This window comes from Enterobacter cloacae complex sp. IR5403, assembly GCF_049238705.1.
In the GTDB taxonomy this organism is placed as follows: domain Bacteria; phylum Pseudomonadota; class Gammaproteobacteria; order Enterobacterales; family Enterobacteriaceae; genus Enterobacter; species Enterobacter hormaechei_C.
In genome coordinates this window covers 51,356-65,505 of sequence record NZ_JBMKHP010000006.1, presented here as the reverse complement: position 1 = coordinate 65,505, position 14,150 = coordinate 51,356, and the positions used below count along the sequence as shown (strand labels likewise).

Annotated in this window: 10 protein-coding genes; 5 read left to right on the top strand and 5 right to left on the bottom strand. The window is 55.6% G+C overall.

Going from position 1 to position 14,150, the window contains the following annotated elements:
* Window positions 1–3 precede the first annotated feature (3 nt).
* Window positions 4–705 carry a phosphohydrolase gene (locus tag ACOTW6_RS10630; RefSeq protein ID WP_062932906.1) on the bottom strand — a complete coding sequence of 234 codons (702 nt, stop codon included), beginning with the start codon at window positions 703–705 and terminating at the stop codon, window positions 4–6.
* A gap of 284 nt (window positions 706–989) precedes the next feature.
* Between ACOTW6_RS10630 and ompC the strand changes: the two genes are divergently transcribed.
* Window positions 990–2,156, top strand: a complete 1,167-nt coding sequence (gene ompC / locus ACOTW6_RS10625; protein WP_062932905.1) for a porin OmpC — start codon at window positions 990–992, stop codon at window positions 2,154–2,156.
* A 55-nt stretch (window positions 2,157–2,211) separates the two neighbouring features.
* Here the strand turns inward: ompC and ACOTW6_RS10620 are convergent, their stop codons facing one another.
* Window positions 2,212–3,075, bottom strand: a complete 864-nt coding sequence (locus ACOTW6_RS10620) for an N-acetylmuramic acid 6-phosphate etherase (protein ID WP_062932904.1) — start codon at window positions 3,073–3,075, stop codon at window positions 2,212–2,214.
* A 153-nt stretch (window positions 3,076–3,228) separates the two neighbouring features.
* Between ACOTW6_RS10620 and ACOTW6_RS10615 the strand changes: the two genes are divergently transcribed.
* Together ACOTW6_RS10615 and dcuR are read left to right on the top strand one after the other, a co-directional pair.
* Window positions 3,229–4,845: a sensor histidine kinase gene (locus tag ACOTW6_RS10615; protein WP_047053551.1), complete on the top strand. Its 1,617-nt coding sequence runs from the start codon at window positions 3,229–3,231 to the stop codon at window positions 4,843–4,845.
* A complete protein-coding gene (gene dcuR, locus ACOTW6_RS10610) occupies window positions 4,842–5,561 on the top strand; it encodes a two-component system response regulator DcuR (RefSeq protein WP_003859556.1) in 720 nt (239 codons plus the stop codon). Before ACOTW6_RS10615 ends, dcuR begins: the two co-directional genes overlap by 4 nt.
* Here dcuR and ACOTW6_RS10605 read toward each other — a convergent pair.
* Together ACOTW6_RS10605 and ACOTW6_RS10600 are read right to left on the bottom strand one after the other, a co-directional pair.
* Entirely contained in the window at window positions 5,542–6,504 is a 963-nt protein-coding gene (locus ACOTW6_RS10605; RefSeq protein WP_213789153.1) for an FAD:protein FMN transferase, read from the bottom strand. The genes dcuR and ACOTW6_RS10605 overlap by 20 nt on opposite strands.
* Window positions 6,505–6,562: 58 nt before the next feature.
* The gene (locus tag ACOTW6_RS10600; RefSeq protein WP_116329871.1) at window positions 6,563–9,343 is read right to left on the bottom strand and encodes a flavocytochrome c; all 2,781 of its coding nucleotides are present in this window, start codon (window positions 9,341–9,343) and stop codon (window positions 6,563–6,565) included.
* Window positions 9,344–9,951: 608 nt separating this feature from the next.
* Between ACOTW6_RS10600 and ACOTW6_RS10595 the strand changes: the two genes are divergently transcribed.
* Both ACOTW6_RS10595 and fumA read left to right on the top strand, forming a co-directional pair.
* Window positions 9,952–11,460: an anion permease gene (locus ACOTW6_RS10595; protein ID WP_017383327.1), complete on the top strand. Its 1,509-nt coding sequence runs from the start codon at window positions 9,952–9,954 to the stop codon at window positions 11,458–11,460.
* A gap of 52 nt (window positions 11,461–11,512) precedes the next feature.
* Window positions 11,513–13,162, top strand: a complete 1,650-nt coding sequence (gene fumA / locus ACOTW6_RS10590; RefSeq protein WP_062932901.1) for a class I fumarate hydratase FumA — start codon at window positions 11,513–11,515, stop codon at window positions 13,160–13,162.
* On the opposite strand, the gene ACOTW6_RS10585 is transcribed toward fumA, so the two are convergent.
* The gene (locus tag ACOTW6_RS10585; RefSeq protein ID WP_062932900.1) at window positions 13,151–14,056 is read right to left on the bottom strand and encodes a LysR family transcriptional regulator; all 906 of its coding nucleotides are present in this window, start codon (window positions 14,054–14,056) and stop codon (window positions 13,151–13,153) included. The genes fumA and ACOTW6_RS10585 overlap by 12 nt on opposite strands.
* Window positions 14,057–14,150 lie beyond the last annotated feature (94 nt).

Here is a 14,150-nt window from a genome sequence, read left to right as displayed (position 1 = left end):
AGTTCAGGATCGCACACTGCGACGGAAATGGGTCAATATCTGACTGTCGGTTCCGAGGTAATCGCCCTGTAATTCGGCACTCAGCTTCGCCATAAACTGGATCAGAAAATCGGCATTGTGACGCGCAAGTTCGCGCCCCCGCGCAGTTTGCATGGTGTCCGGCAGGCGCAGGAGTTTGGTCTGAAAGTGGTCGAGCGCGAAGGCTTTATCATCCAGCGCTCGTGTTCCGGCAAACGGGTCGTCGGCATCAAACAGCGCGGCGCCCAGCGCACCGGAGACGGCAAAGACGCGCGCCAGGCCGATAGCGCCTAACGCCTCCAGCCGGTCGGCATCCTGCACAATTTTGGCCTCCAGGCTTTGCGGCGCGATACCGGCACTGAAGCTGTGCGCTTCAATGGCATGTTCAACGGCTGCATAACGATCGGGCGGAAAATCAGGAAAATCGCGACTGAGGATCTCGCGCGTTTCTCGCGCTGCCAGCCGCGAGGAGTGGCTGCGTTGCGGGTGATTTTTCGGCAGGCTGACAATGTCATGGAAGTAGCATGCGGTCAGCACAACCAGCGGATCGCTATCCTCGTCAGCCATTATGGCCTGCGCGGTAATCCAGACGCGGCGAAAATGGGCGATATCGTGCGCCGCATCATCAGTAAAATGATTTTCGTCGAGCCAGCGCTCAAAACGGTGCTGCCACTGCGCAAGTTCCATCATCCCATCCTGTTGCTCAAAAGAGAGTGAATTATAATACACCCGAATCAAAATCTTTAATAAATAGAATTACGAAATACTTAATAATAATTACCCGCTATATTTTCAATGAATTAATTCATATGAAAAATAAAGAGATAAAAAGAAATATTTTGTAATATTTTTACCACTTTAATTACATTTATTTTTGAACCTAAATAATAATCCATAGAATAGTATCAGCCATGTAGTTACGGAGGGTAATTACATATATTCAGAAAATTTATATTTAAAGGGAATATATAATGAAAAGAAAAGTTCTGGCAATTCTCGTACCCGCGTTATTAATGGCTGGCGCAGCAAATGCGGCGGAAATGTATAACAAGAATGGCAACAAAGTTGACCTGTACGGTAAGGTTGATGCGCGTCATACCTTCTCCGACAACCCAGGCGACGACGGCGATGAAACCTATGTACAGGTGGGTTTCAAAGGCGAAACGCAGATCACGAACGAACTGACAGGTTATGGCCAGTGGGAATATAAAACCTACGCTAACAACACCGAAAGCGCAGGGGATAAATCTTTCAACCGTCTGGCATACGCTGGCCTGAAATTTGGCGACTACGGCTCATTTGATTACGGCCGTAATTACGGCGTCGTGTATGACGTAGAAGCCTGGACCGATATGCTGCCTGTATTTGGTGGAGATTCTTACACCTGGACCGATAACTTCATGAACGGTCGTGCTAACGGTCTGGCAACTTACCGTAATAACGATTTCTTCGGTCTGGTCGACGGCCTGCACTTTGCGCTGCAATATCAGGGTGCTAACGAAGGTGCTAACGCAAATGAAAACCAGGAAGGCACCAAAAACGGCCATAACGACGTACGTTTCCAGAACGGCGACGGCTTCGGTATGTCCACCTCCTATGACTTCGATTTCGGCCTGACGCTGGGTGCGGCTTATTCTTCCTCTGACCGTACTAACGACCAGGTCGCTTACGGCGCTGGCACCTATAACCGCTTCAGCAAATATGCTGGCGGTGAACGTGCGGAAGCGTGGACAATCGGCGCTAAATACGATGCTAATGATGTCTACCTGGCCATGATGTATGCGGAAACCCGTAACATGACTCCGTACGGCAACGATGGCATAGCCAACAAAACCCAGAACTTTGAAGCCGTAGCGCAGTACCAGTTTGACTTCGGTCTGCGTCCATCCCTGGCGTGGGTCTATTCTAAAGGCATCGATTTGGGCGGTAACGATTATCACCCAGGCAATGGCTATGACTATGTAGACCAGGATCTGGTTAACTACATCGACGTGGGCATGACCTACAGCTTCAACAAAAACTTCTCCACCTATGTTGACTACAAAATCAACATGCTGGACAACGATGAACGCTTCTACGAAGCAAACGGTATTTCTACCGATGACATCGTTGGCGTAGGCATGACCTACCAGTTCTAATCTCCCTCAATATTAAAGCCCGCGATGCGGGCTTTTTTTATTTGACGCTGAAATATTACGGCGCTTCCTGCAAGGCCAGGCGAACAAACCCGTTATTCTGCGCCAGCAATTCATGCGCTTTCCAGGCATCCAGCCCCGTCAGCACCATCAGTACCGCCGTTTTGCACTGGTGGTTACAGCTTTCCAGCGCGGCCTTCGCCTGCGCCCGGCTACATCCCCCTGCTTCCATCACAATGGCAATTTGACGTTCGGCCCATCTGGTGTTGCTTGCCTCCAGATCAACGCGCAGGTTGCTGTACACCCGTCCGGAACGTACCGCCAGACCGGTGGTGATCATATGCAGGATCATGCTTTGCGCAATGCCTGCTTTAGCGTTGGTATACCCGGCCACCACATCCGCGCCCAGTTCGGGGGCAATGACCATACTCGCCAGCTGCGCCGCTTCACTTTGCGCATCCTCCGTAATGAGCGCAACCGTTGAGCCCAGGGACCACGCATGACGCATCGCGCCCCATACCCATGGGGTTTTGCCGCTGACGGACAGCGCCAGCATCATGTCATGCTCGCCAAATTCTATCGTCTGAAGGTCGGCAACGCCGCTCGCGTAGCTTCCGGCGTTATCACCTGCTGTTAACGCAATGACGGGGTGTTTGCCCGGCGCAAACGCTTCTGCCGCCTGCTCCGCCACGCGTCCGGACGCGCCCGCGCCGGTCAGCACCAGACGTCCGCCGTGGCTAAGCGTCGCCGCCGCGTTATCCACCACGCGGGCCAGCATACTTAAGTGAGGGGTAAGTGCAGAAGAGATTTGCGCGTCATCCTGGTGTATGACGTTAAGCATATCCAGCGTCGATAATCTGTCGATGTTCATCGTGCTGGCGTGCCGTCTTTCCCTGGCCGTACCGGTAAGCATAATGCTCATAAACTGCCTCCTTATTATGAGTACCCTCACACTATAAAGTGTTTTATATAGGTCACCTGAGAGGAGGCTCACGAAACGCCTCTCTTTACATGGCTTTATGAAACGCCCGTCATCAGCGATAATTAGCCCTTTCTTTTTCATCGCGGAGTGTTAATGAGCGATTTGCAGCCCTTCCCCCCGACGCGCAAGCGCCCTATGAAGCTGAATACGCTGGTTACGCTGATGGTGTGCGCGATTATCGGCTCGGTGCTGCTGGTGGTTTTCGCGCTTTACTCTGTGCAGATCACCCGCGCCACGCGCGATGACGTGAAAGATACCGCGCTGGGTATCGCCCGGACGCTGGCCGACAGCCCGGAAATCAAGCGTGGCCTGATGGAATCGCCGCAGGCTGGCATCATCCAGCCGATTGCCCAGGCGGTGACGAAGCGCAACGACCTGCTGTTTACCGTGGTCACCGACCTGCGTGGGATCCGCTATTCCCATCCAAACGAAGCGCTGTTAGGTTTGCATTTTATTGGCGACGATCTGACGCCCGCCCTGGAAGGGAAAGAGAATGTCTCCGTTAACCGCGGCGCGCTCGCGGAAGCGCTGCGCGTCTTTACGCCCGTGTATGACGACCAGCACGACCAGATCGGCGTGGTGGTGGTGGGTATCTCGCTGAATAAAGTTGAAGATCAGATTGCCCGCGGGCGGCTCAACGCCGTGTGGACCATCTTATTCAGCGTTCTGATGAGTTCAGTGGCGATATGGGGTCTGGTCCGGGTTCTGAAACGTATCCTCTTCGGGCTGGAGCCTTACGAGATCTCCGCCCTCTTTGAGCAGCGCCAGGCCATGTTGCAGTCCCTGCGCGAAGGCGTGATGGCCGTGGATATGCACGGGCGCGTGACGATGATTAACCACACCGCCAGAGAAATATTACTCCTGACCTCGGGCCAGCACTCCGAAAGCAGCAGTGAACCGCTGCTGGCCAGCCTGCGCGAAGTATCCAGGACCGGCATTGCCCGCCAGGATCAGGAGATCGGCTGTAACGGGCGGCTGCTGCTGTGCAACATGGTCCCCGTGAAAAGCCAGAATCAGGTGATCGGGGCGATCAGCACGTTCCGCGATAAGACCGAAATCAGCCAGTTAATGCAGCGTATCGATGGCATGGTCAGCTACGTTGATGCCCTGCGCGCTCATACGCACGAATTTATGAACAAGCTGCACGTGATCCTCGGCCTGCTGCACATGAAGCGCTACGATAAGCTGGAGGAGTACATCATCCAGACTGCGCAGAATTATCAGACGGATATCGGCGCGATACAGCGCAAAGTTAAATCCCCGGTCATTGCGGGCTTCCTGCTGGGTAAAATTAACCGCGCCAAAGAGGTCGGGGTGACCCTGACGCTGGCGGAGGAGAGTCAGCTTCCTGACACCGCCAATGAAGAGCAGGTTGCGGTGCTGATCACCGTACTGGGCAATTTAATCGAAAATGCCCTGGATGCGATGGAAGGTCAGCCGGAAGGCGAGATCGGCCTGCTGCTGCATTATCAGAACGGCTGGCTGAGCGGTGAGGTCAGCGATGACGGTCCCGGCATTGATCCCGAGCGGCTGGAGGCTATTTTTACAAAGGGCTACTCAACAAAAGGTGAAAACCGCGGCGTTGGGCTGTTCCTTGCGCGTCAGCAGATCCAGAATCTGGGCGGAGATATTACCGTCGAGTCGGAGCCTGGCGTATTTACCCAATTTTTTGTTCAGATCCCCTGGGATAGCGAGAGGAATATCGCGTGATAAATGTGTTAATTGTCGATGATGACGCCATGGTAGCCGACCTCAACCGTCTGTATGTTAACCGCGTTGAGGGTTTTAGCTGCTGCGGCGTCGCTTCCACGCTCAACCAGGCCGAGGCGTTGATCGCCAACCCAGGCCAGCCGATCGATCTGGTGCTGCTGGATGTCTATATGCAGCAGGATAACGGGCTGGATCTGCTGCCCATCATCCGCGCATCGGGCCGCCCGATTGACGTCATCATGATCTCATCGGCCTCCGACGCCGCAACGATCCAGACCTCGATGCACTATGGCGTGGTGGATTACCTGATTAAACCGTTCCAGTTCCCGCGTTTTGAAGAGGCGCTGAACGGCTGGAAGGCAAAGCGCAGCCTGATGGGATCGCATCAGTATTATGAACAGGCCGACGTCGACAGGCTGATCCACGGTGGCGCGCCGGAGCTGGCCGACAGCAAAAAATTACCGAAAGGCCTAACGCCGCAGACGCTGCGCACCATTTGCCAGTGGATCGACAGCCATCCGGAGATAGAATTTTCCACCGACGATCTGGCGAATGCGGTCAACATTTCCCGCGTGTCATGCCGCAAGTACCTGATCTGGCTGGCGCAAATAAATATCCTGTTCACCAGCATTCACTACGGCGCCACCGGCCGGCCGGTATATCGCTACCGTTTGCAGCCGGAACAGGTCGGACTGCTCAAACAGTACTGCCAGTAATTCGGTAGCTGTCGTCCAGAAGGGTAAAACGGAAGTGGTGCATCGAGGAGATCACCACTTCTTTTGTTTTGGTGACAAAGATAGCTTCAATATCGGGGCGCGAACGCAGCGCGGCGCAGCCCTTTTCCACGCCCATGCCGTAGATCAGCGTGGTCCAGATATCGCCGTCGAGAGAGTCCTGCGAAATAATCGTCACGCTGTCCAGTTCGTTATCCAGCGGGTAGCCGGTGCGTGGGTCAAGTATGTGGTGATAGCGTTTGCCGTTCTGCTCGAAATAGCGCTCATAGGTGCCAGACGTCACCACCGACCGGTTTTCGACCGTCATGGCGCCAATCAGCCCATCACCGGCGAACGGTTTTTTCAGGCCGACGCGCCAGCCGCCCTCCGGCGAGCCTAACGTCTGAACGTTGCCGCCAAGGTTGATCAGCCCGAGTTCAACGCCCTCTTTATGCAGGTAATCCCGCACCCTGTCGGCGATATAGCCTTTAGCAATGGCCCCCAGATCGATCTCCATTCCCTGGCGTGTAAGAAACACGCTGCTGTTGGCTTCATCCAGCACCACGTCCGCAGGATCCGTGATGCCCAGCAAAGCGGCGATCTCGTCCGCGGGCGGTACAGCGTCCCCCTTAAAGCCAATTTTCCAGCGCTTCACCAGCGGGCCGATCGCCAGGTTAAAGGCGCTGTCTTTAAGCAGGCTTGCCGCTTTCGCGCAGCGGATCAGCTCAAACACCGGACGACTGACGGCAACTGGATGCTGACCGGCCGCATGGTTGACGTCCATTACCTGGGAATGCGCGCGGTTAACGGTAAGCAGATCTTCGTACTGTTTGATCAGGCGAAACACGCGGGAGGCGAGCGCTTCGTCATGGGAAAAGAGTTTCAGGAGGATGGGCGATCCCATCAGAACGGCGGAGTAGCTGTAAACGCGATGGCTATCAGGCATTGCATGAGTCCTCAGATGTAGCCCCGGCAGGCACCGCGCCGCCGGGGAAACAGGAGCCTTACCGTGTTTTCGAACGCATAGCCGCCTGATGTCCTGCAAGCGTACCAAAAATAATGATATCTGCCACCGCGTTACCGCCGATACGGTTACCGCCGTGGATGCCCCCGACAACCTCACCCGCAGCAAACGCTCCTGGCAATACGTTGTGGTTGCTGTCCAGCACGCAGGTTTCTGTGTTAATGGTCACGCCGCCCATGGTGTGGTGAACGCCCGGTGCAATCTGAATGGCGTAGAACGGCCCTTCGTTGATTGGCGCACGCAGCGCGGTGGTGCGGCCGAAATCATCGTCGTGCTGTTTCTCCACAAAGCCGTTGTAGCGTTCCAGCGTTGCCAGGAACTGATGGTGATCCATCCCCAGCGCTTCCGCCAGGGCTTTTGGCGAGCTGGCGCTGGTAACAAACCCTTTCGCGATGTACTCATCCGCGGCTTTGTTTTTGGCGCGAACATGCTCGTCAAAGACGATATAAGCGTATTTCTCCGGCAGCGCGATGATTGACGCCGAGACTTTATCGCGGGTCTCCATTTCGTTAAAGAATCGGTTCCCCTGTTGATTGACCAGAATCGCCCCGCCGCCGCGGATGGATTCGGAAATCAGATACGACGTTTTCTGCTCAACGGTTGGGTGGATCTGAATTTCGCCCATATCCACGGTGCCCGCACCGATACGCTCCAGCAGCGCGATGCCGCCCCCGGTCGCCCCTTTGTGGTTGGTGGTAACGAACCCTGCCAGATCCGGACGGTATTTCACCACCATCTGGCTGTTGGCGCTGAAGCCGCCCGTTGCCACAATCACGCTTTTGGTTGCCACGGTGAGGGTTTCGTTCTCTTCGGTGGTCAGACGCACACCGGTCACTTCGCCGTTCTCGAAGATGATGTCGCTCACGGAGGTATCCAGCATCACCTCGATGTTACGCTTGTTGACGTTACGCACCAGGCCGCTGATCAGATACCCGCCCACTGCGGAACCGTCTTTCGGACGGTGCGTACGGTCGATGCTCATCCCGCCGGTGGTGGTAATGTCGTTCAGCATAATGCCGCGCGTGGCCAGCCATTCGATGGCCTGTGGCGCGTTCTCGACAAAGCGACGCAGCAGTTCAGGGTTGTTCTTGTTGCCACCGCCTTTCAGACTTTCCTGGTAGAACAGCTCTTTGCTGTCCTGAATACCCTTCACGCGCTGGAAGCGGGTCTCTGCCGCGTTCATCCCGGCCGAGGCTTTAATGGTGTTCCCGCCGATGGTGGGCATTTTCTCGACGATCAGTACGCTCGCGCCTTCGTCGTGCGCCTGGATCGCCGCCGCCAGCCCTGCACCGCCGCTGCCGACCACTACCACGTCCACGCTTTTAGTCTCATTCGGGTCAGCGCCCTCTTCTGCCGCCAGCGCTTTACTGGATTTCAGCATCGCCTTCGAGACCGCTTTTTTCACCGCCTCGCTCTGGCTGGTCGCGCCCGTAATCGCGTCCACGTGCGGGGTGTTGGCATCCAGAATACGGGTACGGATCTCTTCGAAGCTGGTGACAAACTCGACGTCTTCACTCGGGCCGGAGGCCAGTTCGATATCGGCGATGCGGTCGGTTTCGAGGCTGACGTTAATCACCAGTTCGTTGGCATCGTCCTGCACTTTTTCAATAAAGGTGCCTGGTTTGAATTTGGATTCACCCATGCTCATGTCGCGGATCATCGCCTCCACCAGCGAGAAGCGCCACAGCGGTTCCGGAATGCTCAGTTCTTCCCGTTTGGTGCTGTCCATAAACAGCTCCAGGCTTTCGCCCGCCGCGATGCGATCGGTCCAGTCCGGATAGGCGATGGTGGCGCGGCCAACGGCAATCAGGTCGTAACCGTGATCCAGCGCTTCATTCACATCCGTGGCATTCACCACGCCGCCAACGCCCATCACCGGCACCTGCGCCAGCGTGTCAGAGCGCATAGCGCAGTATTTTTCGATAAGTGGCGTCGGGTCCTGAGTATCGACAATAGAAGGACGCAGGGCGGCGCCAAGGGAGAAGTGGAGATAATCCACCCCGCGCGCGGCCAGTTTTTCCAGCAGATACAGGGTGTCCTCAAAGCGGATGCCCGGGACTTCCAGCTCTTCCGGAGAGAAACGGTAGCCAATGATAAACGCGTCGTCCGCGTACTGGCGCACCATCTTATGGGTAATGTCCAGCACCGCCAGCGGGAATTTCGCGCGGTTTTCGCGGCTACCGCCCCACTCGTCGTCGCGCTGGTTGGAGTTCGGGGAAAAGAACTGCTGGATCAGATAGGTATTCGCCCCGTGGATTTCGACGCCGTCGAACCCGGCCTGGATTGCGCGGCGCACGGCTTCGCCGAACTTGCCGATCATGCCTTCCACCTCTTCCGCGGTCAGGGCAACCGGCGTGGCGGCACCGTCACGCGGCGCGGCAACGGCGCTTGGGCCAACCGGCGTGCGGCCCCCGATCAGTTTTGGGTCGACCATGCGGCCGCCGTGGTAGATTTGCAGCAGGGCTTTGGAGCCTTTTGACTTGATGGCGTCAGCGATTTTTGCCAGCCCGGCGATTTTCTCGTCGTTATCAATACCAATTGCGCCCGGGAACGCCAGGCCGAGATCGTCAACAAAACAGCACTCAACGATAATCGTGCCGATGCTGCCCGCGCGGGCGCGGTAGTACTCCACCAGCTCGCTGGTCACGGTGCCATCGTAATAACCTGTACAGGTTGTCATCGGGGCCATTAACAAACGGTTTTTCAGTTCAGTACCATTCGGTAATGTGAAGGGGCTTAAAATACGTTCGTTAGTGCTCATAATAGAAACTCCAAACTTTAAAAATTAAGAATTCGTTATCGGGATGATTTTTTATTTCGTATTTTTTGCCGATGTCATGATAGTAATATAAAGCTTTTTTTAGTTTCTAAAGCCATTACGTTAGTTAATAAACTATTTAATTCCTTCGATAACATTAATAACACATTGGTGTTAGCGGGAATGTTTCACCTGTTCACAATAATTTAAAAAAAGTTAAATTATAAAAGGTCAAACCAATACACCATGATTAATATAAAACCTTATAAAACAAGAGCAAACAAAAACACCAAAATTTAAATGTTATAGCTTTGATACATAAAATGCGTAAAATCAGCGAATAACCACACTACCCAGAGTGGTTATTATAAAAAGTATAAAAATAGCCATTCAGTTCCGTTTTTTTGATCGCGATCAATAGTTATGGCATTCAAAAGAGCAATATAAAAACATCATCATTTTTTATTTAGCGCAAACCAAAATGCGTTAAATCGCTATTAGTGAAAACACAAAACCGCACCTTAAATAACTAAAAAAAGCAAAAAGGATATTTCAATCGAATTTGTGTTTTCGCCGGGCGACGAATTTTTGACAACTTAAGACGTGAAACTATGAATACAAAAACTGCTGTAACGCCTCCTGCGGCGAATCTGGCATCAAATGGAACAGCAAAACGACTGCTGATGATGGCTCTGCCCGTCATTGTTGCCGTCCTGCTGTTGTTTGTCCCCGTTCCGGAAGGGCTGCCGCCATATGCGTGGCACTACTTCGCCATCTTTGTCGGCGTCATCGTCGGGTTAATTTTCGAACCGCTGCCGGGCGCCGTAATCGGTCTTACCGGCGTCGTGGCGATTGCGCTGTGCAGCCAGTGGGTGCTCTTTAGCCCGGAACAGCTGGCTGACCCAAAATTCAAGCTGGCGGGCGCCTCCTTTAAATGGGCGGTCAGCGGGTTTGGTAACTCCACCGTCTGGCTGATTTTCGGTGCCTTTATGTTCGCCGCAGGCTACGACAAAACCCGCTTCGGCCGCCGTCTGGCGCTGATTCTGGTGAAGTACCTGGGCCGTCGCAGCCTGACGCTCGGCTACGCGATTACCTTCGCAGACCTGCTGCTCGCACCGTTCACCCCGTCCAACACCGCGCGCAGCGGTGGGACCATCTACCCGATCATCGCCAACCTGCCGCCGCTGTACGGTTCAAAACCCAATGACCCAAGCGCGCGCAAAATCGGTTCGTATCTGATGTGGGTAGCCATCACCGCGGCCTGTATCACCAGCTCGATGTTCCTTTCCGCTCTGGCACCTAACCTGCTGGCGCTGGCGCTGGTAAAAAGCACGGTCGGAATTGATATCTCCTGGGGGACCTGGTTCCTCGCCTTCCTGCCACTGGGCATCCTGCTGATCCTGACCATGCCGCTGCTGGCCTACTGGTTCTACCCGCCGGAAGTGAAAGTGAATAACGAAGTCCCGCTGTGGGCGACCCGTGAGCTGGAAAAACTGGGCAAACTGTCGCGCAATGAGATCCTGCTGCTGGTGTTCGTGTGCTGTGCGCTGTTGATGTGGATCTTCGCCGCGGCGTGGATTGAACCGGCCATGGCTGCCCTGCTGATCGTTGGCCTGATGCTGTGGACCGGCGTGCTGGAGTGGAACGATATCACCGGTAACAAAGCCGCGTGGAATACCTTCGTCTGGTTCGCTACCCTGGTGGCGCTGGCGGATGGCCTCTCCTCCACCGGTTTTATCAGCTGGCTGGGTAAAGAAGGCGGCCTGCTGATGAGCGGTATCTCTCCGGGTGTCGCCACCATCGTGCTGCTGCTGGCGTTCTACCTGCTGCACTACCTGTTCGCCAGCACCACTGCGCACACCACGGCGCTGCTGCCTGCGATGCTGACCATCGCCTCCACCATTCCGGGCATGAATATGGAAGTGTTCGTTCTGCTGATGGTAACCTCGCTGGGCGTGATGGGGATCATCACCCCCTACGGTACCGGTCCAAGCCCGATTTACTACGGTAGCGGCTACCTGCCAACCAAAGACTACTGGCGCCTCGGCACCATCTTCGGCGCCATCTTCCTGGCAGCTCTGCTGCTGATTGGCTACCCGTGGATGTCCATGATGTTCTGATTCCTGACCGCCGGACATTTCCTCCGGCGGTTAAATTTTTGTGGAGCAAGCTATGTCAAACAAACCCTTTATCTACCAGACCCCCTTCCCCCTCGCGCATGACGATACCGAATATTATCTGCTGACCAAAGAGCACGTTTCCGTTGCCGAGTTCGACGGTCAGGAAGTGCTGAAAGTCGAGCCAGAGGCGCTGACCCTGCTGGCACAGCAGGCCTTCCACGACGCGGCATTTATGCTGCGCACCTCTCACCAGAAGCAGGTTGCGGCTATTCTGAGCGACCCGGAAGCCAGCGAGAACGATAAGTACGTTGCCCTGCAATTCCTGCGCAACTCCGAGATTGCGGCGAAAGGCGTGCTGCCCACCTGTCAGGATACCGGCACGGCAATCATTATGGGTAAGAAAGGCCAGCGCGTCTGGACCGGCGGCGGCGACGAAGCGGCGCTGAGTCAGGGCGTGTATAACACCTATATTGAAGACAACCTGCGCTACTCGCAGAATGCGGCGCTGGATATGTATAAAGAGGTGAACACCGGCACCAACCTGCCCGCGCAGATCGACCTCTACAGCGTTGATGGTGACGAGTATAAATTCCTGTGCATGGCGAAAGGCGGCGGTTCCGCCAACAAAACTTATCTGTATCAGGAAACCAAAGCGCTGATCACCCCGGCGAAGCTGAAAAATTATCTGGTTGAGAAGATGCGGACCCTGGGCACCGCGGCCTGCCCGCCTTACCATATCGCCTTCGTTATCGGCGGCACCTCAGCGGAAGCCACGCTGAAAACCGTCAAGCTCGCCTCTGCGCGCTATTACGATGGCCTGCCAACCGAAGGCAACGCGCACGGCCAGGCGTTCCGCGACGTCCAGCTTGAGCAGGAACTGCTTCAGGAAGCGCAAAACCTCGGCCTTGGCGCGCAGTTTGGCGGGAAATACTTCGCGCACGATATTCGCGTGATCCGTCTGCCGCGCCACGGCGCCTCCTGCCCGATCGGCATGGGCGTCTCCTGCTCCGCTGACCGCAACATCAAGGCGAAGATTAACCGCGAGGGGATCTGGATTGAGAAGCTGGAGCACAATCCGGGCCAGTATATTCCTGAATCCCTGCGCCAGCAGGGAGAAGGCGACGTGGTAAGCATTGATCTGAACAAGCCGATGCCCGACATTCTGGCGCAGCTTTCCGCGCACCCGGTATCCACCCGCCTGTCGCTGAGCGGCACCATCATCGTGGCGCGCGATATCGCCCACGCGAAGCTGAAAGAGCTGCTCGATAACGGGGAAGAACTGCCGCAGTACGTTAAAGATCACCCGATTTACTACGCAGGCCCGGCGAAAACGCCAGAAGGCTACGCGTCTGGCTCCTTAGGCCCAACCACCGCCGGGCGTATGGACTCCTACGTGGACTTACTGCAATCCCACGGTGCGAGCATGATCATGCTGGCCAAAGGTAACCGTAGCCAGCAGGTCACCGACGCCTGCCATAAGCACGGCGGCTTCTACCTCGGCAGCATCGGCGGCCCGGCGGCGGTGCTGGCGCAAAACAGCATCAAGAGCCTGGAGTGCGTGGCGTATCCTGAACTGGGAATGGAAGCGATCTGGAAAATTGAAGTGGAGAACTTCCCGGCGTTTATCCTGGTGGATGACAAAGGCAACGACTTCTTCCAGCAGATCCAGAATAAACAGTGCAAAGGGTGCTCACAGCGCTGAGCGTTTCCATAACGCCGGAAGCAGCGACAGCGTATCGTTGATCAACCCGCGCTTGTCGCTGCCCGGCTTCCAGATAGTGACCATCGTCTGGCTTATCCCCTGGCTGCCCACTTCGGTGGGCAGCCTTTTTACATTTTTCCACTGCGTTGCCTGAAGATGGGTCGGCAAAAACCCCCAGCCGCAGCCCTGCTCCAGCAGGCCGCGCAGCATCTCCAGTTCGTTAGTGAAAAGGGTGTGCCCTGAAATTTGCAGGCGACGGGCGACCGGCTCGTCTGATGCGGCATGCATAATCACCTGTGGCACCAGAGAGAGATCGAGCAGCGACACCGGCGATGCCACCTCCGCAAAAAGCGCCGTTGCGGCGTAAAAATCCATTTCGATCGCCCCCAGCGCCCGCCACTCCATCTCATTGCCCACGCTGCGGTTGCGCGCCTGGCAGATGCCCAGATCGGCCTGACCGCTCGCCAGCATGGCTTCCGCCTCATCGCGTGACGCGCTGGTCAGGCTCAGGCGGATCTTTTTCGCCGCCAGTGTGATAATCAGCGCCTGTAAAAAAGCTCTGGGGGTGAACGGATCGTAAACGAGGGCAATGTCCTGCGTCGCGCTGTACGGTACCGATCTGGCAAACGCCTCAAACGCTTTGACCTGCCGCATCAGCAGGTGCGCCTGCCGCTGAAGCTGCTCCCCCTCCGGCGTCAGGCGCAGGCTGCGCCCCTCCCGCAGGAACAGAGCGTAGCCCAGCCCATCCTCAAGGAAATCGATCAGATCCCGCAGGGTAGTACGATCTTTGCCGAGTTTACTCGCCGCCTTCATCAGGCTGCCGTGTTCAGCGACGGCAGTGAACGCTTCAAGCTGGGCAAAGGAATAGATCAGTGATGCCACGTCATTCTCCACGCGATTTTTCCGGGGGATTTTCCCCCATTACGCGTTTTTTATTATAGGCCGCAGGTTCTTAAACTGAAGTCCTTCCTGAGCCAAACGAGATAAA